General features: G+C 64.4%; 17 protein-coding genes and 2 pseudogenes. 11 read left to right on the top strand and 8 right to left on the bottom strand.

Annotated features, from left to right (window positions below):
• The 3 genes from A9762_RS18490 to A9762_RS18480 all read right to left on the bottom strand — a co-directional run bounded on the left by A9762_RS18490 (window position 1) and on the right by A9762_RS18480 (window position 3,954).
• Window positions 1–1,815, bottom strand: coding sequence for a M61 family metallopeptidase (locus tag A9762_RS18490; protein WP_069343481.1), 1,815 nt, complete (start codon window positions 1,813–1,815; stop codon window positions 1–3).
• A 102-nt stretch (window positions 1,816–1,917) separates the two neighbouring features.
• A complete protein-coding gene (locus tag A9762_RS18485) occupies window positions 1,918–2,679 on the bottom strand; it encodes a DsbC family protein (RefSeq protein WP_069343480.1) in 762 nt (253 codons plus the stop codon).
• Window positions 2,680–2,766: 87 nt separating this feature from the next.
• Entirely contained in the window at window positions 2,767–3,954 is a 1,188-nt protein-coding gene (locus A9762_RS18480) for a UbiH/UbiF family hydroxylase (RefSeq protein ID WP_069343479.1), read from the bottom strand.
• A 225-nt stretch (window positions 3,955–4,179) separates the two neighbouring features.
• Between A9762_RS18480 and A9762_RS18475 the strand changes: the two genes are divergently transcribed.
• Both A9762_RS18475 and ychF read left to right on the top strand, forming a co-directional pair.
• Complete coding sequence (locus A9762_RS18475; RefSeq protein ID WP_069343478.1) at window positions 4,180–5,049, top strand: neutral zinc metallopeptidase; 870 nt, start codon at window positions 4,180–4,182, stop codon at window positions 5,047–5,049.
• 236 nt (window positions 5,050–5,285) lie between these two features.
• Window positions 5,286–6,380: a redox-regulated ATPase YchF gene (gene ychF / locus A9762_RS18470; protein WP_069343477.1), complete on the top strand. Its 1,095-nt coding sequence runs from the start codon at window positions 5,286–5,288 to the stop codon at window positions 6,378–6,380.
• 74 nt (window positions 6,381–6,454) lie between these two features.
• On the opposite strand, the pseudogene A9762_RS29460 reads toward ychF, so the two are convergent.
• Window positions 6,455–6,559: pseudogene (locus A9762_RS29460) on the bottom strand (type II toxin-antitoxin system RelE/ParE family toxin); the annotation flags it as partial.
• 63 nt (window positions 6,560–6,622) lie between these two features.
• On the bottom strand, window positions 6,623–7,279 hold the full coding sequence (locus tag A9762_RS18465; RefSeq protein WP_069343476.1) for a GntR family transcriptional regulator: 657 nt from the start codon (window positions 7,277–7,279) through the stop codon (window positions 6,623–6,625).
• Window positions 7,280–7,550: 271 nt separating this feature from the next.
• On the opposite strand from A9762_RS18465, the gene A9762_RS18460 reads away from it, so the two are divergent.
• From A9762_RS18460 to A9762_RS18450, 3 genes are all read left to right on the top strand, one after another.
• Window positions 7,551–8,849 (top strand): SLC13 family permease, encoded by a 1,299-nt coding sequence (locus A9762_RS18460; protein WP_170836276.1) that lies wholly within the window; start codon window positions 7,551–7,553, stop codon window positions 8,847–8,849.
• 292 nt (window positions 8,850–9,141) lie between these two features.
• Complete coding sequence (locus tag A9762_RS18455; RefSeq protein ID WP_069343475.1) at window positions 9,142–10,467, top strand: glycosyltransferase family 87 protein; 1,326 nt, start codon at window positions 9,142–9,144, stop codon at window positions 10,465–10,467.
• 5 nt (window positions 10,468–10,472) lie between these two features.
• Window positions 10,473–11,648 carry a glycosyltransferase family 2 protein gene (locus A9762_RS18450; protein ID WP_083254070.1) on the top strand — a complete coding sequence of 392 codons (1,176 nt, stop codon included), beginning with the start codon at window positions 10,473–10,475 and terminating at the stop codon, window positions 11,646–11,648.
• On the opposite strand, the pseudogene A9762_RS29230 reads toward A9762_RS18450, so the two are convergent.
• Window positions 11,593–11,871: pseudogene (locus tag A9762_RS29230) on the bottom strand (GtrA family protein); the annotation flags it as partial. The gene A9762_RS18450 and the pseudogene A9762_RS29230 sit on opposite strands and share 56 nt — an antisense overlap.
• Window positions 11,872–12,306: 435 nt before the next feature.
• Here A9762_RS29230 and A9762_RS18445 point away from each other — a divergent pair.
• On the top strand, window positions 12,307–14,766 hold the full coding sequence (locus A9762_RS18445) for a penicillin acylase family protein (protein WP_083254068.1): 2,460 nt from the start codon (window positions 12,307–12,309) through the stop codon (window positions 14,764–14,766).
• Between the two features lie 173 nt (window positions 14,767–14,939).
• On the opposite strand, the gene A9762_RS18440 is transcribed toward A9762_RS18445, so the two are convergent.
• Both A9762_RS18440 and A9762_RS18435 read right to left on the bottom strand, forming a co-directional pair.
• A complete protein-coding gene (locus A9762_RS18440; protein WP_069343474.1) occupies window positions 14,940–16,436 on the bottom strand; it encodes an MDR family MFS transporter in 1,497 nt (498 codons plus the stop codon).
• Between the two features lie 450 nt (window positions 16,437–16,886).
• Window positions 16,887–17,144, bottom strand: coding sequence for a GlsB/YeaQ/YmgE family stress response membrane protein (locus tag A9762_RS18435; RefSeq protein ID WP_069343473.1), 258 nt, complete (start codon window positions 17,142–17,144; stop codon window positions 16,887–16,889).
• A 307-nt stretch (window positions 17,145–17,451) separates the two neighbouring features.
• Between A9762_RS18435 and hemA the strand changes: the two genes are divergently transcribed.
• The 5 genes from hemA to A9762_RS18410 all read left to right on the top strand — a co-directional run.
• Complete coding sequence (gene hemA, locus A9762_RS18430) at window positions 17,452–18,738, top strand: glutamyl-tRNA reductase (protein WP_069343472.1); 1,287 nt, start codon at window positions 17,452–17,454, stop codon at window positions 18,736–18,738.
• Window positions 18,739–19,821, top strand: coding sequence for a peptide chain release factor 1 (gene prfA, locus A9762_RS18425; RefSeq protein ID WP_069343471.1), 1,083 nt, complete (start codon window positions 18,739–18,741; stop codon window positions 19,819–19,821).
• Window positions 19,821–20,714, top strand: a complete 894-nt coding sequence (gene prmC / locus A9762_RS18420; protein WP_083254067.1) for a peptide chain release factor N(5)-glutamine methyltransferase — start codon at window positions 19,821–19,823, stop codon at window positions 20,712–20,714. Before prfA ends, prmC begins: the two co-directional genes overlap by 1 nt.
• A 113-nt stretch (window positions 20,715–20,827) precedes the next feature.
• Complete coding sequence (gene grxD / locus A9762_RS18415; protein WP_069343510.1) at window positions 20,828–21,142, top strand: Grx4 family monothiol glutaredoxin; 315 nt, start codon at window positions 20,828–20,830, stop codon at window positions 21,140–21,142.
• 44 nt (window positions 21,143–21,186) lie between these two features.
• Window positions 21,187–21,622 (top strand): UbiX family flavin prenyltransferase (locus A9762_RS18410; protein ID WP_069343470.1); only part of this gene is annotated, 436 nt, incomplete at its 3' end.

Below are 21,622 nucleotides of genomic sequence, written 5' to 3'. Positions count from 1 at the left end.
TCAGGCCGTCAGCCATTTCTCGCGACGTTGCGCGGCGGCCCGATCACGCGTCTCGGCGATGCGGTACTGCGAGATCTCCGGCGTGTCGAGCGTGAGCGACGTCTCGCGCAACTCGTCGCGACGGAAGGCATGCACCGTCACCCGATCTCCCGGCCGATAGCGTTCGAGCAACTTGTCGAGATTGCCCGACGTCACACGCAACCCGTCGATGGCGACCAGCGAGTCACCCGCCGACAACCCCGCCGCTTGCGCCGCGCCACCATCGAGTACCTGCGCGAGCGTGACTTCGTCACCGCGCTTGCCCGTCTTGGCGCCCAGCGCCGGACGTCCGTTCTCGGGCGTGACCGGTGCGAGCGTCAGTCCGACACGTTCGAGCAACGCAGCGAGTGGCAGATCGCGCGTGCCGTGAATGGCCGAGGCGAAGAATTCCGACAGATCGAGCCCGGAGACTTCTTCGAAGAGCGGCTGGACCGCATCTTCCGCAATGCCCACCGGCGTGCCGCGATAGAAGTCGCGACCGTAGCGTTGCCACAGCGCGCGCATGACATCGTCGAGCGACTTCTGACCGCGCGTTTGCGAGCGAATCGTCAGGTCCAGCGCGAGCGCGACGAGCGAGCCCTTCGTGTAATAGCTGACGATGGCGTTGGGCGCGTTTTCGTCCTGACGGTAATACTTCGTCCACGCGTCGAACGAGCTTTCGGCCACCGTCTGCTTGAGACGTCCGCTACCGCGCAACACGTTCGCGACCGTCTTGGCGACGAGGTCGTAATAGGCCGCCGGCGCGATCACGCCACTGCGCACGAGCATCAGATCGTCGTAATAGGACGTGAAGCCTTCGAACAACCACAGCAGACGCGTGTAATTCTCCTGATCGAGCGTGTACGGCGCGAACACCGCCGGCTTGATCCGCTTGACGTTCCACGTGTGGAAGTACTCGTGGCTCACCAGACCGAGGAAGCCACGATAGGCGTCGCTCATGCGCGCCTGCCCCTGCACCGGCAGGTCATTGCGGCTGGCGAGCAGCGCGGTCGAAGCGCGGTGCTCCAGACCGCCGTAACCATCGCCGACCGTCATGAGCAGGAAGACGTAGCGCGACATCGGCACCCGCGAGCGCGAGCTGGCGCCCGGCTCGAACAGACGGATCTGCGCTTCGCAGATCTTCTTCATGTCCCGCAGCAGACGATCCAGATCGAGATTCGGCACCGGCCCCGTGATGGCGACTTCATGCGTCACGCCGCACGCTTTGAACGTGCCATGCACGAACGTTCCCATCTCGACCGGCGAATCGATCAGCTCGTCGTAATCGACGGCCAGATAGCGTCCGAAATCGAGCGCCGCCGTGCCTTCTGCCGGTGCCAGCGCCGTGGCCACGCGCCACGCCTTGAATGCAGCGCCACGCGGACGCAGCACGTCCACTTCACACGGCGCGTGCTCCTGCCCTTCCACGCGCAGAAACACGCTGGTGCCGTTGAAGAAGCCGTGCGTGTCGTCGAGATGAGCGGCGCGCACTGACAGATCCCACGCGTAGACCTCATAGGTCACGATCAGCGTGCCCTTGCACGGCGCGGCCTGCCACGTGTGCTTGTCGAGCTTGTCGAGTGCGATCTTGCGGCCACGGCACGTCGCACCGATCGTCACGATGTTGCGGGCGAACTCGCGCACCATGTAGCTGCCCGGGATCCAGGCCGGCAGCGTGAAACGCTGGCCTTCCGGCGCGGGATTCGAGACCGTGACGGTCACTTCAAACAGGTGGGCGGCGGGCGACTTCGGAACGATCGCGTATCGGACGGCGGATTGGGCGGACGTGGCTTTCATGAGATGACGGCGTCTTGTGTTCGTCTGGTGTTCGTCTGGTGTTCGTCTTGCGTTCGTCTTGTCGTGGGCCGGGTCAGGCGTCGGCCCGACCCGGTCCAGCGATTACTTGACGGTGGCGAGCGCCTTTTCGAGTTCTTCGGCAGGCACGGCGCCCGGCAGACGACGGCCGTCCGACAGGATGATGGTCGGCGTGCCCGTGATGTTGAGCTGGTGGCCCAGCGCGAAGTTGTCCTTGACCGGCTTGTCGTCACACTTGGCCGTCGGGATCGGCGGCGCCTTCGTGTCGAGCATCCAGTCATGCCATGCCTTGAGGCGATCCGGCGCGCACCAGATCGCTTTCGCCTTGGCGTCCGAATCCGGGCCGAGCACCGGATAGAGGAAGGTGTAGACGGTGACGTTATCGACCGATTTCTTCAGCGTTTCTTCGAAGTGCTTGCAATACGGGCAGTTCGGGTCCGAGAAGACGGCGATCTTGCGGCTACCGTTGCCCTTCACATACTTGAACGCGCGATCGAACGGCAACTTGGCGAAGTCGATCTTGTTGAGTTCCGACTGACGCGCTTCGGTCAGGTTCTGACGCGTTTTCGTATCGATCAGGTTACCGCCGAGAATCACGTACTGCGCCTTCTCGTCGGCATACATGATCTCGCCGCCGACCGACACTTCGAACAGGCCCGGGATCGGCGTGCGCGCGACCGACTTGACCGGGGCGTCCTTGCCTAGCGTGGTCTGTACAGCGCTCTTCACGCGGTCGAGCGTGGCGTCGGACTTGCTTTGCGCGAGGGCAGACGTCGAGAAAGTCGCTGCACAAACGGTGGCGAGGGCCAGTCCGGCGAGCGCCGCGGCGCGAAAACGTTGCAACATCGAAAATCTCCAGAAGTGTGTCGATCGAGAGGCGCGGCCGGCAGTTCCGGTCAGGACCGGAGGTGCCGGCGTTTGCGCCCGAAGGGGTCAGCCCAGGGCGCGGCCGATCAGGAATTTCTTGACGAAGGGCAGCATGTTCACGCTGTCGAGGCCCGCATTGCGAGCGAACTTCGCGAGCGGGCTGCTCGTGGCGAACAGCTTGTGCAGGCCGTCCGTCGTGAACGCCATGCTGCCGATATCTTCCTTGCGAGCACGCTCGTAGCGACGCAGTACCGCAGCGTCGCCGCAATCGCGGAACGATTCGCGACCGGCGAGCGCGTCGCCGAGCGATGCCACATCGCGAAGACCGAGATTCATGCCTTGCCCGGCGAGCGGATGCACCACGTGCGCCGCATCGCCGACCAGCGCCACGCGCTGCGCGATCAGGCGCTTGGCCTGCGCGAGCACGAGCGGGAATCCCTGGGCACGGGCTGAGACCGGCGTCAGGCGTCCGAGTTCACCGTGCGAGAACGTGCCGATGCGTTCGGCGAGATCTTTGGGATCGAGCGCAAGCAGATGCTGCGCGTGATCGTTGGCGGCGGACCAGACGAGCGAGACATGCTGATCGGGCAGCGGCAGGAGCGCGATGATCTCGCCGTCATGGAACCATTGGAACGCCGTGTCGCGATGGGGACGCTCCGCACGGAAGTTGCACACCACGCCGAGTTGTTCGTACGGACGCACCGAGCCGTCCAGCCCGGCGGTGCTGCGCACCCAGGAGTTCGCGCCGTCCGCGCCCACGACGAGCGAGGCGCGCAGCGTCTTGCCGTCCGACAAACGGACCGACGCGGCTGCGGCATCGACTTCGAGCGCTTCGGCGCGGGCGTCGAGCCATTGGACTTGCGGGGAGAAGCGCAGCGCGGCGTCGAGCGCGCGCTCGAGATTCGACGATTCCGCGATCCAGGCCAGTTGCGGCACCGACGCCTGATACGCAGAGAAATGCAGACTGCCGCGCTCGTCGCCGAACACTTCCATGTCGTAGAACGGATTCACCCGCGCGGGATCGACCGCCTGCCACACACGCATGCGTTCGAAAAGCGCCTGCGAGCTCGAAGACAGGGAGTAGATGCGGGCGTCCCACAGGTCGCCCGACGCCAGCGACGATGCCGCGGGCTGAGCGAGCAAGGCGACGGACAGACGTGCCTGCGAGAGCAGCAAGGCGGCGGCCTTGCCGACCAGACCGCCACCGACGACGACGACATCGTGCGTTTGGCTGGAGGTATGCGTTAGAGACATGCGGCGAATGCAGCGCCAGCGCCTGAATCGCGCGAGCCGACTGGTTCAGAAAACGAGATGGCGTATTGTCGCACGGCGGCCGCACGAGCGATGCCCTGCCCCACGAGTGCCCATGGGACACAGCGTCGCACTTCGTTTGCGAGCGCTATACTTCGGCGCATATCGGTCGTCGCAACATCTAGCACCACCACGCAACATCACGCACCATCAGACAGGGAGCCCGCCATGCGCCTCGATAACGAACAAGACAGCCAGAACGTCGAAGACCGCCGGGGCAGCGGATTTGGCGGACGTACGACCATCGGCATCGGCACGATCGTCGTGGCGCTCGCCGCCTCGTATTTCTTCGGGATCGACCCGCGCGTCATCATCCAGGGCTCGCAAATGATTCAGGGGCAGACGCAGCAACAGCCCCGAGCCAACCCGAATGCCGCCCCCGCCAACGATCCGAACGCGGTCTTTACCCGTAAGGTGCTCGGCAACATCGAGCGCACCTGGACGACGGTGTTCCCGCAGCAAATCAACCGTCAGTATGTCGCGCCGAAACTCGTGCTGTTCTCGGGCGCGACGCCCACGGCATGCGGCACCGGACAGACCGCGATGGGCCCGTTCTACTGCCCGGGCGACAGCAAGGTGTACATCGACCTCCAGTTCTACGACGAACTGCGTCAACGCTTCGGCGCAGGCGGCGACTTCGCGCAGGCGTACGTCATCGCACACGAAGTGGGCCATCACATCCAGAATCTGCTCGGCATTTCCCAGAAGTTCGACGAAACGCGACGCCGCGTGAGCGAAGCGCAGGCCAATGCGTTGTCGGTACGGCTGGAGTTGCAGGCCGACTGTTTCGCGGGGGTCTGGGCGAACAATGCGGCCAAGGCCAACGACCAGTTGCTGGAGCCGGGGGACATCGAGCAAGGCTTGCGGGCAGCGGCGGCCATTGGCGACGACCGCTTGCAGCAGCAGTCGCAGGGCCGCGTGGTGCCGGAGTCGTTCACGCACGGCACGAGCGCCCAGCGGGTGTACTGGCTGCGTCAGGGGTTGCAAACGGGCGACATGCGCAAGTGCGACACCTTTTCGGCGAAGCAGTTGAGCTAAGACGCACCGGGCGCGCGGGCGGTGGCGCCGATGCCGGTCTTCGAAGCCGTGCCGGCCGACGGGCGATGCACCGACCGCTCACTGGCCGACGGCAGCCCCGCCACAGACCGATAACGGCGCTGTTGGGGGCAGAACGGGTACAATAGCGGACTTTCCGCGACGCAAACACTGGCCCGTTCGAGGGCGCCCACGGTGCATTTGTCGGCGCGCACTTTTCAAGCCAGACAGGATTTAGCATGAGCCTCAAATGCGGCATCGTCGGTTTGCCCAACGTCGGCAAGTCGACCCTTTTCAACGCGCTGACCAAAGCGGGCATTGCTGCCGAGAACTATCCGTTCTGCACCATCGAGCCGAACGTCGGCGTGGTGGAAGTGCCGGACCCGCGTCTGGGCAAGCTGGCCGAGATCGTCAAGCCTGAGCGCATCATGCCGGCAACGGTCGAATTCGTGGACATCGCCGGTCTGGTGGCCGGTGCCTCGAAGGGTGAAGGGCTCGGCAACCAGTTCCTCGCCAACATCCGCGAAACGGACGCCATCACGCACGTGGTGCGTTGCTTCGAAGATGAGAACGTCATCCACGTGGCCGGCAAGGTGAATCCGATTTCGGACATCGAGGTGATCAACACCGAACTGGCGCTGGCTGACCTCGGCACTGTCGAGAAGGCGCTGCAACGCTACACGAAGGCGGCCAAGTCGGGTAACGACAAGGAAGCGGCGAAGCTGGTGGCGGTGCTGGAGAAGGTGGTGCCGGTGCTGAACGAAGCGCGTCCGGTGCGCTCGCTCAAGCTGACGGAAGACGAACTCGCACTGATCAAGCCGTTCTGCCTGATCACGGCCAAGCCGACGATGTATGTCGCGAACGTGAAGGACGACGGTTTCGAGAACAACCCGCATCTGGACGCCGTTCGCAAGTACGCCGAAGCCGAGAATGCGCCGGTCGTGGCCGTGTGCGCGGCTATCGAGGCGGAAATTGCGGATATGGAAGATGCCGACAAGGCGGAATTCCTGGCCGACATGGGCATGGACGAACCGGGCCTGGACCGCGTGATTCGCGCGGGCTTCAAGCTGCTGGGCTTGCAGACGTACTTCACGGCAGGCGTGAAGGAAGTGCGCGCATGGACGATCCACGTGGGCGACACCGCCCCGCAAGCGGCCGGCGTGATCCACACGGACTTCGAGCGCGGCTTCATCCGCGCGCAGACCATCGCGTTCGACGACTACATCCAGTACAAGGGTGAACAGGGCGCGAAGGAAGCCGGCAAGATGCGCGCCGAAGGCAAGGAATACGTGGTGCACGACGGCGACGTGATGAACTTCCTGTTCAACGTCTGACACGGTCTCCGTAAACAAAACACCCCGGCCACTGCGCCGGGGTGTTTTGTTTTGGGGCTAGGCAAGGCAGCAAGTCATCGTGCCAGCAGCCGATTCTCGAGGACGGTTTGCATATCGCGCCGACCATCGGCAATCAGGTAGACGATGACCTGCGACCCAACGACTCGGTAGATAACTTTAGTTACTCCCCGCCTTTTTGCTTCTTGCGCAGGCGTGCAACGACGTCGGCCAATGGTTTCACTTCACCCCGCCCATCCCTCACGAATGATCCGCGCGATCTGCTCACCCGTCGCCCGGTTGTGCGCCTCCACCAGCGCGACCGCGCCCGCGTCGTCGCCCGCTTCGCACAGACGCAGCAGTTCACGGTGCTCGTCGTGTGAGCGCGTCGCGTTGTCCGCTTTTTGCCACGTCAGGAACAGATAGCGCCCGAGGTTCAGACGCGCCGTCGCGACCGCACGCTGGAAGTACGGACGCTCCGCCTTCGCGTACAACATGGCGTGGAAAGCGGCGTTGCGCGTCACGATGTCCGTCAGGTCGGTCGCCGCCTCCAGCGCTTCGAGCGCCGCCCGCGCACGCGCAAGATCCGCGCGCGACAGATTCGGCAACGCCAGCGCCATCAAACGCCCCTCCAGCAACGCCCGGTAATCCGCCAGCTCGATGGCGTCGTCCTCGGTGAGCGCCGTCACCACGGTGCCGCGATTCGTTCGGCTCACAGCCAACCCATCCGCCGCCAGCATCGTCAACGCCTCGCGCACCGGCACATGACTCACGCCCAACGCTGCCGCGAGATGGTCCTGACGCAAGGCCTCGCCCGGCTTCAGTTCGCCACGCCCGATCTGCTCGCGCAGCGCTTCGTATGTCCGCTCCACCGCCGTTCCGGTCCCGGATTCCTGACGCATCGGCCACCTCTTCGAGTTAACTATATATAATCTCGTCAAATTATATATTATTTGACGAGAGGTGACGCCAGTGCCCCCAATCCACTCCACGCCTTCATCTGCCTCACCCTCACCCGCCGCATCGCCATCCGAGTCACCCATCGCGCCGCCCGCCCCGGTGTCTGGCGCAGAGGCATTCCGAGTTGATTGCCTGTGGCAACACGGGTTGCTGGCGGGATTGAGCGCTACCGCCGGCCTCGGCCTATACACGGCGGGGCTGCGAGGCGACACGTTGAGCGTCGCTGTCGCCGTTCTGCTTTGCCTGAGTTACTGGGCCACGGGCTGGCTGCCGGACTTCCTCGTGTCCTTGCTGCTGATGTTCCTGCTCGCGACCTGCACCTCGCTCGGCGCCGATGTCGTCTTTTCCGGCTTCACGTCAAGCGCGTTCTGGCTCGTCTTCAGCGGGGCCGTGATCGGCATGGCGTTGAACGTCACCGGACTGGGCGAGCGCGTGGCGTCGCGGCTGGCCGATCACTGCGGCCACGCTTATGGCCTCGCCCTCGCCGGCTTCGTCGCCATCGCTTTCGCCCTCGGCATCGTGATGCCCTCCACGCTCGGCCGGATCGCCATCCTCACCCCCATCGTCCTGAGCTTCTGCGAACGCGTCGGTCTCACGCAGGGACGTCCGGGCCGTCACGGCCTGATCCTCGCCACCGCACTGGCCAGTTGCGAACTGTCGACGGCCATCCTGCCGGCGAACCTGCCGAACCTCGTGATGGCAGGCACCGCCGAGACCGTGCTCGGTCTGCGGCTCGGCTACGGGGAATACGCCGTCGCACTTGTCCCCACGCTCGCCGTGGTCCGCGGCATCGTGCTCGTCGTCGTCGCCAAGTGGCTCTTCCCGGATCGGCTGGCAGCACGCGACATCGCTCACAAAGCCGACATCGCCATGTCCGCGACACCGGTGCGCGCGGACGAAAAACGCTTGCTCGCCGCCCTCTCGCTCATGCTCGTGCTCTGGCTCACGGAACCCTGGCACCACGTCGCGGCCGGCTGGGTCGGTCTGGGCATCGCGTTGCTGTGCCTCGGACCACTGCGCCTGGTGAATCCGGACGCCTTCCTCAAGCAGGTCAAGCTCGCGCCGCTGTGGTTCGTCGCGGCCATCATCGGACTGACAGCCGCCGTCGATCATGCGGGATTGGCCAACGCCCTGCGCCCGCTGCTCGCGCGTCTCGATCTGGCGCAAATGTCGACGATGCCCGCCTATCTGGTGCTCGTCGCGCTGTCGATGGCGTTGACGTTCCTCGTCACCTCGAACGCTGCACCCGCGCTCTACACCCCGCTCGTGCCCGCGCTCGCCGCCGGGGCGCCGCTCGGCGTAAAGGCTGTCTTGTTGACGCAGGCGATCGGCATCTCCACCATCGCATTGCCATATCAGGCGCCGCCACTCGTGCTGGCCATGGCGCTCGCTGGCATCGGCATTCGGGACGCCACCCGCTACTGCCTCGCCACGGCATGCGTGGCACTGCTCACCGTCGTGCCGCTCACGGCGCTCTGGTGGCATGTCACCGGAATGCTTCGGCTTTTCTAAGCTTTCGGCGCCCGACGGTTGCCCCGCGTTCCGAGACATCATTTCAAACGCTGGTTTGCGATATCCCGGGCGGGATACCATCGGGCGTACCTTTCAGCGTTCGATCCCTGACCTTTTGGCGGACCGTCTCGTCTAATATGAAACCGTATCGGGAATGCCCTGCTTGAGGCCATCGCCCGCGTAACGCGACAATCGTTAGCAAGACAAGACATCAGACGCGACACACCACACGCCAAATGCAGTCACCGTAGTCGGGCAACGCCGTTTCATGCAGCCAAGGGGAGGTTCTTGCATGACATCGAAGTCGTCGGCTGTCACCAAAATCACTCCGGACACACTGCCCACGCGGCGCCACTGGTCCGACGATCCGGCGCGCATTCGTCTCTATAGCGGCGTCGGCCTGGTTCTGGCTTTCGCCGTACTGCTCATCTGGGGCTACCGGTACGCGCTGTCCGGCACGCCGACCATCAGCCCCATCGGGCTCGACTTCCTGCCGTTCTGGGGCGCCTCGCATTTCGTACTGCAAGGGCATCCGCTCGACGCCTATAACGTCGACCTGATGTCGAAAGTGCAAATCGCGGAGCAACCGTGGGCCGACAAGATCGGCGGCGTGTTGCCGTGGTTGTATCCGCCGGTGATGATGGTGTTTCTCGCCCCCGTTGCCCTGCTCTCCTTCACCTATGCGTACACGCTGTACGCACTGATCGGGCTGGGCCTGTACTACACCGCACTGCGACGCACCGCGCCCTGGCGCAATGCCCGTCTGCCCATACTCGGTTTTCCCGGCGTGCTGCTCGTCGTCATCGCGGGGCAGATCGCGCTCTATACCACGGCGCTCGCGGGCTTCTCGCTCGTGCTGCTGCGCAAGCGGCCGGTCTGGGCCGGCGTGCTTGCCGGACTGCTCTTCGTCAAACCGCACGTCGCCCTGCTCTTTCCGCTCGCGTTTCTCTGCGCCCGCGAGTGGCGTGCGCTGGCCGCGTGCATCGTGACGGTCATCGGCACGACGGCACTCGCCGCCGTGGTCTTTGGCATCGACGTCTACGTCACCTTCCTGCACGCCTCAGAATTCGCGCGGCAGAGCATCGTCAACGGCACGGCACAAATCGCCCGCGTGCCGACGTTTTTCGTCACCGCCCGCATGCTTGGTGCTTCCGTGGAGGTCTCTGCCGTCGTCCACGGCATCGTGGCGTTAGGGGCACTGGCCGTGCTGATCGACTTCTGGCGACGTCCGGGGGTGTTCGCGTTACGCGCGGCCACGCTGGTCTGCGCGACGACCCTCATCAGCCCATACCTCTACGACTACGACCTCGCGCTCCTCGCGCTCGTGATCGCCTGGTACGTACGCGACGGCGCAGCGCGCGGCTGGTTGCGCGGTGAACGCGAATGGCTCGTGCTGCTCTGGATTACCCCCGCGCTCGGCCTGCTCGGCTCGTTGCAGATCGGCTTCCAGTTTCTGCCGTTCATCACGCTGGGCACGCTCGCCATGCTGTGGCGTCGCCGACGTCGACTGGCACATGTGCCCGAGGCCGATGTCTTCGACACACCGAACGAGGCGCACCGCAGCGACCTCGCCGCAACACCGCGCAAATCCGTCACCACGCCTGCGTTCACGAGGTAATCGCCATGCCCCGCGCCGCCGCTCGTACCGACACATCCCATTCGTCACATACGTCAGACTCGCCTGCGGCTTACCGCGCGCCGCTGATCTCGCTCGTCGTGCCATGTCACAACGAAGCCCCGGCGCTCGACAAGTTCTACCGCGCCATCGCGCCTGTGCTCGACAGCGTGGCGAACGTGCGCTTCGAGATCGTCTGCGTGAACGACGGCAGTACGGACGACACCCTGAACGTCCTGCTCGCGTTGCGACGCAAGGACACTCGCATCCGCATCATCGATTTCACCCGCAACTTCGGCAAGGAAGCCGCCTTGAGCGCAGGCATCGACGAAGCGCAGGGCGACGCCGTCATTCCCATCGACGCCGACTTGCAGGATCCGCCCGCCCTCATCCCGGTGATGATCGAACGCTGGCGCGACGGCGCGGAAGTCGTGCTCGCCAAACGCACCAATCGCGCGAGCGACAGCGTTGCCAAGCGGGTGGCGGCAGGCCTGTACTACCGCGTTCACAACCGGTTGTCGGAGGTGAAACTGCCGGAGAACGTCGGCGATTTCCGGCTGATGGACCGCCGCGTCGTGACAGCGATCAAACGACTGCCCGAGCGCCGCCGCTTCATGAAAGGGCTGTTTGCGTGGGTCGGATTCCACACGGAGATCGTGGAGTACGTGCGCGATCCGCGCAGCGCGGGGGAATCGAAGTTCTCCGGCTGGCGGCTGTGGAATTTCGCGCTCGAAGGCATTACCAGCTTCAGTACGGTGCCGTTGCGCTGCTGGACCTACATCGGGGGTTCGCTGGCGCTGCTCTCACTCGCCTATGGCAGCTACATTGCGCTACGCACCATCATTCACGGTGTGGACGTGCCCGGTTATGCCTCGCTGCTCGTCGGCATTCTCTTCCTCGGTGGGATTCAGCTCGTGGGCATCGGGGTGATCGGGGAATACGTCGGTCGCATCTATTACGAATCGAAGGGCCGTCCGCTCTATCTGGTGCGACGCCGCTACCAGTCGAGCGTCAAGGTGAGTCATCTTCCGTCGCGGGCCGGCATGCGTGTGCTTACACGCCTCGATATGTCCAGTAGCGATGGAGCAGGAAAGTCGTCGGCGGCACGATCAACACGACCGCAGCGATCCCGATCCAATGGTTGCCACCCAGATGCTCGACCGTTCGTGCGACGAACGTCGTGAGCAGCAGCCCGAAGATCGACACCGGCAGAAACCTTGCGAGACTCGTGCGATGCACGCGCGCCGAGAAACTCCATAGCGTGTTGAGCAAGTAAGAGCACGGTGTCGCCACGCAGAAGGCGACCGCGTTCGCCAGCACCGACCCCGCACCGAACGCCTCGATGAGCGTGATCGCCACGATCACGTGCACCGCCGTCGAGATCACCCCGGAAACCCCGAAACGCATGAGCGGCACGACGAACGTGCGCACATATGGCGACGCGCGCCAGCGTTGGGCGCGCGTGGTGGAATCGGAGGAGGACGTCTGACGCAGATCCGGCATCGGTTCGGTGGCCGCGACGAATGAAGTCGAGGCAGGTTATTGGGTCGGTTGTGGGATCGGTTATTGGATCGGTTAAGAAATCGAGGCTATCGGCCCAAGTTCACGGGTTCGCCTGACGATACGGGCACCGGCAACGATATCCGGAAAACGTGTGCGGTGCAGCATCGTTGCCTCTCCCCGTCAGCGCTGGACGAATAAGAATTTATGCCATTTTCGCGGCGCATGGGTTGCATGCCTGAGCAAGACGTCTAGGATTGCGAGGTACTTTGCGATGAGAGCACCAGACCCAAGACAAGCGCAAGACAAGAGACGACGTCCGAAATCCACAGGAGGAAGCCGATGCACCGCCCCAATGCCATCCACGCCGCCAGCGTTCTGGTTTTTGCCGTTACGACGTGGAGTGCTTCACTGCATGCTGCCGAGACTAACACCTCAACCTCGTCCGCCGCGCCCGCCTCTGCCGCGCAAACGCTCTCCGTCGAAGGATTGTCGCAACCGGCCGACATTCTCATCGACCACAACGGCGTGCCGCACATTTTCGCCGCCAACGAGCGCGACGGCTTCTTCGTGCAAGGCTTCAACGCCGCGCGCGATCGTCTGTTCCAGATCGATCTCTGGCGACGCCGGGGACTCGGCCAGTTATCCGAAGTGTTCGGACGCGCGTATGTCGCGCAAGACGATGCCGCGCGCCGCTTCGTCTACCGGGGCGACATGGCCACGGAATGGCGGCGGTACGGCCCCGACGCGAAGCCCGCCGCCGAGGCGTTCGCCGCGGGCGTGAACGCCTACATCGACTGGCTGGCAAGGCATCCCGATCAGATGCCGTACGAGTTCCGCAAAGTCGGTTACTGGCCCGCGAAGTGGTCGGCCGAAGACATCGTGCGCATTCGCAGCCACGGCCTGACCCGCAACCTGAAAAGCGAGGTGGCGCGTGCCAAGGTCGTATGCCGTGCGTCGCTCGATGCGGATAGCGTGCGCGTAGGCCTGCAACCGACGTGGAAGACGCAGGTGCCCGACGGGCTCGATCCCTGCCTGCCGGACGATCTGCTCAAGGTCTTCGATCTCGCGACGCAAGGCGTGAAGATCACAAAAGACTCCCTGCAACACGCCAACGCGGACATCGTGCAACTGGCGGAGAACGGCCCTTACGATGTCTCCACCGAATCGGCCGAAGGCAGCAACAACTGGGTCATCTCGCCGCAAAAGTCGACGACGGGCCGCGCCATCATGGCCAACGATCCGCACCGCGCTTACGCGGCACCGAGCCTGCGCTACATCGTGCAGGTCAGCACGCCCACGCTCAACCTGATCGGTGCGGGTGAGCCTGCCATTCCGGGCGTCGCCATCGGGCATAACGGCACCATCGCTTTCGGCCTCACGATCTTCAACATCGATCAGGAAGACCTGTACGTCTACGACCTGAATCCGGCTAACCCCGACCAGTATCGCTACCGGGGCAAATGGGTGCCGATGCGAACCGTCCACGAAACGATCGACGTGCGCGACGGCACGCCGGTGCAGACCGATCTCAAATTTACGAAGCATGGGCCGGTGATCTACGTCGACGCGGCCAAACATCGCGCCTATGCAGTGCGCACGGCATGGCTGGAACCGGGCATGTCGCCGTACTTCGACGCCATGCGCTACATGCGCGCGAAAACCTACGCGCAATTTCAGACGGCACTCGACACGTGGGGCGCCCCGACCGTCAATCAGGTCTATGCGGACGCTTCCGGCAACATCGGCTGGGTGCCGAGCGGCATGGCGCCGATCCGTCCGAACTGGGACGGTCTGATGCCGGTACCGGGCGACGGACGCTATGAGTGGGCCGGCTTCTGGCGTCGCGATCAGTTGCCCTCGGCGTACAACCCGCCGAGTGGCTACTTCACGACGTCCAACGAAATGAACATGCCGGCGGGCTATCCGTACGCCCAACGCAAGCTCGGCTTCGAGTGGACCAACGGCTCGCGTCACGCCCGCATCGACGAGGTGTTGAAGGCGAAGGACAAGGTCTCGCTGGAGGATTCGGAGCGCTTGCAGAACGACATCGTGTCGATACCGGCGCGGCGTCTGATGGCGCTCCTCGCACCGCTGTCGAGCGACGATCCGCAGACGTCGGCTGCGCTCAGGCTCCTCAAGGGTTGGGACGCCCACATGGGGGCCGACTCGGCGCAAGCCGCGCTGGAGGAAGTCTGGTTCAGCCGCCATCTCGGACGCGCCTACAAGAACGCCGTGCTACCCAAATCGGCAGCAGACACGTTCGGTGCGCCGGATCCGGCCCCTATGCTCGATGCACTGGAACAGCCTGCGGCGCGTTTCGGCGAGAACGCCAACGCTAAGCGCGACGCCGTGCTGCTGTCGAGTCTGGGCGAAGCGTGGGGCGAGATGGTCAAGTTGCAGGGGGCCGACCCCGGCGCATGGCAATGGGGCAAGCTCCAGACCAACCTGAACGCTCACCCGCTAGCCGATGCTGTCGACGCCGAGATGCGCGCCAAGCTCAATGTCGGACCGCTCCCGAAAGGCGGCAGCCCGTTCACACCGAACCAGTCGACCTATCGCGTGAGCGATTTCCGTCAGACGAATGGCCCGTCGTTCCGCATCGTGGTCGACGTGGGCAACTGGGACAACACCCGCGCGATGAACCTCCCGGGCGAATCGGGCAATCCCGACAGTCCGCACTATCGCGATCTGGCGCAGAAATGGCTCGACGGCGAATACTTCACGCTGCCCTACTCCCGGGCGGCGGTGGAAGCGGCCACGGAGTCCCGGCTGCATCTGGTACCGGCGACGTCGCGTTGAGTGTGACGGCGGTGCGCGCGTGACGCGCGCATCGCTTTGCAGCGCCCCAAAACGAACCGGAACGAACCGAAATGAAAACAGCCGGTTGGGATACCCAACCGGCTGCTTCGACAGCAACGTTGCCCGTCGGCGGCGTGAACGCGCGCGCCGCGGAGACTTCATCGACGCATCGATCAATGCCCGCCGGGCACGAACTCCGCCTTGTCGCGCTTGATCGTACGCGAGTCCACGGCGTTGGTCGGCACCAGCAGAAGCAGCAGCACGACGCCGATGGAGATTGCCAGGATCGACAGGAACGTCAGGTGCAGCGAATGTTGCAGCACCGCGCGAATCGCCTGATCGGCAATCGTCGACACGCCGCGATCTTCGAGCACGTGACGCAGTTGGTCGGACGTGACCGGCGCGAGACCGCTCGAATGCGTGAGGCCGAAGTTGAGCACCGCGCCGAAGAGCGTCGCCCCCAGCGTGCTGCCGAGGTTACGCGAGAAGATGTTCGATGCCGTGGCGCTGCCGCGTTGCGACGGATCGACGATTTCCTGAATCAGCACGAGCGCACTCACGCTGCCAGTGCCCATCGAGAAGCCCATCAGCAAGGAGCCGAAGCCCGCGAGCAGCGGCGAACTGCTCGGCCCGAGCAAGGCGAAGACGATACCGCCCACCGGCATGATCAGACTCCCGCCCACAAGAATGCGGCGCAGGCCGAATCGTGTGAACGTCTTGGCGGCGAGCGTCGCGCCAATCGGCCAGCCGACCATGATCATGGTGAGCGCCATACCGGCGACGACCGGCGTCTGACGCAGCACACCCTGCGCATACATCGGCAGGAACGTCGTCAGCCCCATGAGCACCATGCCCGAGAGTAGCGTCGCGGCATTGGCGGCGGCAATGGGACGGCGGCTCCACAGCGCAAACGAGATCATCGGATCCTTGGCACGGCGCTCCTGCCAGACGAACAACACGCACGCGAGTGCGCAGGCGAGCACACCACCCCAGACATGAGTGTCGGTGAGCGAGTTCGCATCGGTCAGCGCGATCATCAGCCCGGCCACCGCGATGGTGAAGTACACCGCGCCCATCACGTCGATGCTCGGACGCTGACGCGGCGCCTCTTCATGCAAGTAGGCGATGAAACCCGCAGCGGCCAGCAGGCCGATCGGAATATTGATCCAGAAGATCCACGACCAAGACAGATCGCGAATGATGAGACCGCCGAGCATCGGGCCGAGCACGGCCGAAATGGCCCACACGCTCGCCAGATAGCCCTGCACCTTGCCACGCTCGCTGATCGGGTAGTGATCGGCAATGATCACCAGACTGACCGGCTGGATACATGCCGCCCCCACGCCCTGCAACAGACGGAAGACGATCATGGCCGGCATGGACCACGCGAGCCCGCCGCCGATCGAGGCGATCAGGAAGACGGCAATGCCGACGAGGATGACGGGCTTGCGGCCATAGATGTCGGCAAGCTTGCCGAACACTACGGTCATCGCCGTCTGCGCGAGCAGAAACGCGGAAAAGACCCAGCTGTAGAGATTCAGGCCGCCCAGTTGGGCGACGATTTGCGGCATGGCCGTCGAGATGATCGTCGCTTCGATGGCCACCATAGACGTTGCCGCCATGACGGAAGCCACGATCAATGGCCGCATGGAATTGCGTGTCGCAGACATGTGTTTTCTGAAGTGGGGGTGCTTAACAACTTAAGAGAGGGGTGCTGCGACCCTGTCGGGTGCAACAGCCACACCAGATGGCGGAAGACGGGGATCGAACGTGGCGGCGGCACCGCACGCGTAGTCAAGACGACTTGGGCCTGGCGATGGCGTCAAGCATAGCCGAATGCGGCCAAACGCGTATGACGCTCACCGTCGGCCATCACGGTCTTCAACGAAGCCTTGCCGGGCGTGACTTTCGCCGAACAAAACCCTGAGGCCTTCCAGGTTTTGGAAGGTTTTGAGGCGATGAAAACCGGGGACACCACGATGTATCGCGCCGGCGTTGCACCAGCGCGACGTTCAATGTCCCGAAATCCGATACGGTCTTGCGGCCGATCGTCGCAGTCTTGCAGGCGGATTTACCGACGGCTCGTCAACCAACGGCTGACGATGGGCCGCCGGCACGTGCTAAGCCGTACCGCGATTGCGTTTGATGACCCCGTAGATCGCCAGCAGCACGATCGCGCCGATGATCGAGGCAATCCAGCCGGCCGACTCGCCTTCGGTGTACAGGTGGAGGAACTGGCCGACATATTTGGCGAGCAGCGCGCCGGCAATGCCGAGGATGATGGTCATGATGATGCCCATGCTGTCCCGCCCGGGATGCAGGGCGCGCGCGATGAGACCGACGATCAGACCGACGACGATGGTGCCGATGATGCCCATGACGTACCTCCAAGGACGGGAACCCGAACGCAGTATAGCCCCGATTTCCGGCAGTCCACACCCAATCCCCAGCCCCTGTCGCGCCGGGCCTGTGCCGCCGCCGTCTCCCTGAGATGCCAGGGAGAATGTGCGTCCGCCGCGCCGGTCACTGCGTCTCGCTATCCCCGGTATAAGGGATGACTATTTGTCAAAAGCGGACGGCTGCGCGATGATTGGGCAAGCTGTCCCAACGCGCGGGTACGCGGCGCCGATGAAACCGGCATCGCGTCGACGCGCTATAATCAGGGGCTATCAGATCCCCCACATCATGCAACTGCTCGCTCTCGGCCTGAACCACCATACGGCGCCCGTCTCGCTGCGCGAACGGGTGGCGTTTCCGTTCGAGCGCATCGAGCCGGCGCTGGCGGGCCTGAAGAGTCTGTGGACCGGCAACGGCAAGTTGAGCGCCCCCGAGGCCGCCATTCTGTCGACGTGCAATCGCACCGAGATCTACTGCGTGACCGACGATGCCGCTGCGCGTGAGCGCGCAGTGCACTGGCTCTCGCAGTTCCACAACATTCCGGCCAGCGATCTCGCCCCCCATCTGTACGCCCTGCCCCAGTCCGACGCCGTGCGTCACGCCTTCCGCGTGGCGAGCGGTCTGGACTCGATGGTGCTCGGCGAAACGCAGATCCTCGGACAGTTGAAGGATGCCGTGCGCACCGCCGCCGAGGCCGGCGCCCTGGGCACCTATCTGAATCAGCTTTTCCAGCGCACGTTCGCGGTCGCCAAGGAAGTACGCGGCCAGACCGAGATCGGCGCGCATTCGGTATCGATGGCCGCCGCGGCGGTACGTCTGGCACAACGCATTTTCGAAAGCATCAGCACGCAAAAGGTGCTGTTCATCGGCGCAGGCGAGATGATCGACCTGTGCGCCACGCACTTCGCTGCACAGAATCCGAAAGCCCTCTACATCGCCAACCGGACGGCCGAGCGCGGTGAGAAGCTTGCCGAGCGTCTGGGCGGCACGGCGATCCGCCTGTCGGAGTTGCCGCAACGTCTGCATGAGTTCGACATCGTCGTGTCGTGCACGGCGAGTACGCTGCCGCTGATCGGTCTGGGCGCCGTCGAGCGTGCCATCAAGGCGCGCAAGCACAAGCCGATGTTCATGGTCGATCTGGCCGTGCCGCGCGACATCGAACCGGAAGTCGGTCGTCTGGCCGACGTCTTCCTGTACACCGTCGACGATCTCGGCGCTGTCGTGCGCGAGGGCAATGCCCTGCGTCAGGCAGCCGTCGCACAGGCCGAGGCGATCATCGAGACGCGCGTGCAGCACTTCATGCAATGGCTCGACGCCCGCAGCGTCGTGCCGGTCATTCGCGATATCCACGGCACCGCCGAGGCCATGCGCGTGGCCGAACTTGAGCGTGCCCAGCGCATGCTCGCGCGTGGCGACGACCCTGCCGCCGTGCTCGAAGCCCTGTCCCAGTCCCTCACCAAGAAATTCCTGCACGGCCCGACCCACGCGCTGAATACGGCGCGCGGCGATTCGCGCGAGCAAATCATTCACCTCATTCCCGAACTGTTCCGCACCTCGGGATCCGCCGACAAATAGATGAAAGCGAGCATGCAAGCCAAGCTCGACCAATTGACGCAACGTCTGGTCGAGCTTGATGGCCTATTGAGCCAGGGCGACGTTACCCGCGACCTGGACAACTACCGCAAGCTCACGCGCGAACACGCCGAGCTGGCGCCGGTCGTCGCGCAATATCAGCAGTATCGTCAGGCGCAGAACGACGTCACGGCGGCGCAGGAAATGGCGGCCGATCCGGAAATGCGCGAGTTCGCCGAAGACGAGGCCACGAATGCCCGCGCCCGCATGGACGACATGGAAGGCACATTGCAGCGCATGCTGCTGCCGCGCGACCCGAACGACGATCGCAACATCTATCTGGAAATCCGTGCCGGCACCGGCGGCGACGAATCGGCACTGTTCGCGGGCGATCTGCTGCGCATGTACACGCGCTACGCGGAGCGCCAGCGCTGGCAGGTGGAGATCATGTCGGCCAGCGAGTCGGATCTGGGCGGTTACAAGGAAGTGATCGTCCGGCTGATCGGTCAGGGTGCATATTCCCGCCTGAAGTTTGAATCGGGTGGTCATCGCGTGCAGCGCGTGCCCGCCACGGAAACGCAGGGGCGTATCCATACGTCCGCCTGTACCGTGGCCGTGATGCCGGAAGCCGACGATGTCGCCGACGTCGAAATCAACCCGGCAGACATCCGCATCGACACGTTCCGCGCGTCGGGGGCGGGCGGCCAGCACGTCAACAAGACGGACTCGGCCGTGCGCATCACGCACTTGCCCACGGGCATCGTCGTGGAATGTCAGGACGACCGCTCGCAGCATCGCAACAAGGACAAGGCGCTCAAGGTGCTGGCGGCGCGTATCAAGGACGCCCAGCTCCGCGCCCAGCAAGCCAAGGAAGCGGCCACGCGCAAGAGCCTGATCGGCTCGGGCGACCGTTCAGAGCGCATTCGCACGTACAACTTCCCGCAAGGGCGGATGACGGATCACCGTATCAACCTCACGCTCTACAAGCTCGAATACATCATGGACGGGGATCTCGACGAGATGATCAACGCGCTGGTGACCGAGCATCAGGCGGAATTGCTGGCGTCGCTGGGTGAGGCGGCCTGATGACGTCGGGCGCGGCTGAAGGGACCGACGCAGACGTTGGCGGGAACGGTCAGACCGGCGTTGCCACGGTCGCGTCGCTGCTGCGTGAGCCGGGGCTTCCTCCGGCGGAGTCGCGCATTCTGCTCTCCCACGTGCTCGGCTGGACCCGCACCCAACTGATCACCCGCGACCGCGAGCCGCTCGCCCCCGAGACGGTCGCCGTCTACCGGGCGCTGCATAAGCGTCGCGTGGCAGGCGAACCCATCGCGTACCTCACCGGCACACGGGAATTCTTCGGGCTGACGCTGACGGTGAGTCCGTCCGTGCTCATCCCCCGGCCGGAAACGGAACTGCTCGTGGAACTGGCGCTCGCGCGCATCGAGTCGCGCCGCGCACCGCGCGTGCTCGATCTGGGGACCGGCAGCGGCGCGATCGCATTGGCCATTGCGCATAGCCGTGCGGACGCACAAGTCACCGCCGTCGACCGCTCGACCGATGCCCTCGATGTCGCCCGGCAGAACGCCCGGCAGCTCGGGCTGGAGACGCGCGTCGAGTTTCTCGAAAGCGACTGGTACGCCGCCCTGCCCGCAGATGGCGCCAGGTGTGCACCGTTCGACATCATCGTCTCCAACCCGCCCTACATCGTGTCGGGCGACGAACATCTCTCACAGGGCGACCTGCGCTTCGAACCGGTCGACGCCCTCACCGATCATGCCGATGGTCTGGCCGCGCTGCGCGTCATCGTCGCTGGCGCGCCGTCGCGGCTGCTGCCCGATAGCTGGCTGCTGTGCGAGCACGGCTACCACCAGGCGGCGGACGTCCGCGCGCTTTGCACGGCGGTGGGCTTCGCAGATGTGGTGTCCGAGCGCGATCTCGCCGGGATCGAGCGCACCACGGGCGGCCGGCGCATCTGAGCGTCGGATGGACGGTGTCCGGCGGGCGGCCGAGCGGCGTCCGACGGACCCGCCCGAAAACCGCTAAAATGCCGGATACGCCGACTTTCCGGCATCCCCACGGGCTTCCGATCATGACTACCCAGCAACGTATCCAGCAAATCGTCTCCGAACATCCCGTCGTCCTTTTCATGAAGGGCAACGCGCAATTCCCGATGTGCGGCTTCTCGGGCCGTGCCGTGCAGATCCTGAAGGCATGCGAAGTGGGCGACCTGTTCACGGTCGACGTGCTGGCAGACGACGAAATTCGTCAGGGCGTGAAGGAATTCGCCAACTGGCCGACCATTCCGCAGCTCTACATCAACGGCGAATTCATCGGCGGCTCGGACATCATGATGGAGATGTACCAGAGCGGCGAACTCAAGCAGGTTCTCGCCGAACTCGCCTGATTTCCCATTTCGCCGATTTCACCGGTTTCGCCGATCCGCGGTCGATGACGGTTTCGACGGGAGCCTCCCGAACGCCTGCACGTCTGGTCGTCGCCATTACGGGCGCGACCGGTGCGGTGTATGGCGTGCGCCTGCTCGAACGCCTGCGCGCGATGGGCGGCGTGGAAACCCATCTGATGGTGTCGAGCGCGGGCTGGCTGACGCTGCGTCACGAACTCGGCATGGAGCGCTCGGACGTTCAGGCACTGGCCGATCAGTATCACAGCGTGCGTGAGATCGGCGCGAACATCGCCAGCGGTTCTTTCGCCACGGCGGGCATGATCGTCGCGCCCTGCTCGATGAAGACGCTCGCGAGCGTCGCTCACGGGCTCTCGGACAACCTGATCGCGCGCGCCGCCGACGTCACCCTGAAGGAGCGCCGCCGCCTCGTGCTGATGGTGCGGGAAACGCCCTTCAACCTCGCGCATCTGCGCAATATGA

It is taken from the genome of Pandoraea sp. ISTKB (genome assembly GCF_001721285.1).
In the GTDB taxonomy this organism is placed as follows: domain Bacteria; phylum Pseudomonadota; class Gammaproteobacteria; order Burkholderiales; family Burkholderiaceae; genus Pandoraea; species Pandoraea capi.
The sequence above is the reverse complement of the archived record's forward strand: the minus strand, read 5'-3'. Positions and strand labels throughout refer to the sequence as shown.

What these genes read in the sequence shown, in the direction of transcription:
- A9762_RS18490 (WP_069343481.1), bottom strand. Translation starts at nt 1,815, where the DNA reads ATGAAAGCCACGTCCGCCCAATCCGCCGTCCGATACGCGATCGTTCCG.
- A9762_RS18485 (WP_069343480.1), bottom strand. Translation starts at nt 2,679, where the DNA reads ATGTTGCAACGTTTTCGCGCCGCGGCGCTCGCCGGACTGGCCCTCGCC.
- A9762_RS18480 (WP_069343479.1), bottom strand. Translation starts at nt 3,954, where the DNA reads ATGTCTCTAACGCATACCTCCAGCCAAACGCACGATGTCGTCGTCGTC.
- A9762_RS18475 (WP_069343478.1), top strand. Translation starts at nt 4,180, where the DNA reads ATGCGCCTCGATAACGAACAAGACAGCCAGAACGTCGAAGACCGCCGG.
- ychF (WP_069343477.1), top strand. Translation starts at nt 5,286, where the DNA reads ATGAGCCTCAAATGCGGCATCGTCGGTTTGCCCAACGTCGGCAAGTCG.
- A9762_RS18465 (WP_069343476.1), bottom strand. Translation starts at nt 7,279, where the DNA reads ATGCGTCAGGAATCCGGGACCGGAACGGCGGTGGAGCGGACATACGAA.
- A9762_RS18455 (WP_069343475.1), top strand. Translation starts at nt 9,142, where the DNA reads ATGACATCGAAGTCGTCGGCTGTCACCAAAATCACTCCGGACACACTG.
- A9762_RS18450 (WP_083254070.1), top strand. Translation starts at nt 10,473, where the DNA reads ATGCCCCGCGCCGCCGCTCGTACCGACACATCCCATTCGTCACATACG.
- A9762_RS18445 (WP_083254068.1), top strand. Translation starts at nt 12,307, where the DNA reads ATGCACCGCCCCAATGCCATCCACGCCGCCAGCGTTCTGGTTTTTGCC.
- A9762_RS18440 (WP_069343474.1), bottom strand. Translation starts at nt 16,436, where the DNA reads ATGTCTGCGACACGCAATTCCATGCGGCCATTGATCGTGGCTTCCGTC.
- A9762_RS18435 (WP_069343473.1), bottom strand. Translation starts at nt 17,144, where the DNA reads ATGGGCATCATCGGCACCATCGTCGTCGGTCTGATCGTCGGTCTCATC.
- hemA (WP_069343472.1), top strand. Translation starts at nt 17,452, where the DNA reads ATGCAACTGCTCGCTCTCGGCCTGAACCACCATACGGCGCCCGTCTCG.
- prfA (WP_069343471.1), top strand. Translation starts at nt 18,739, where the DNA reads ATGAAAGCGAGCATGCAAGCCAAGCTCGACCAATTGACGCAACGTCTG.
- prmC (WP_083254067.1), top strand. Translation starts at nt 19,821, where the DNA reads ATGACGTCGGGCGCGGCTGAAGGGACCGACGCAGACGTTGGCGGGAAC.
- grxD (WP_069343510.1), top strand. Translation starts at nt 20,828, where the DNA reads ATGACTACCCAGCAACGTATCCAGCAAATCGTCTCCGAACATCCCGTC.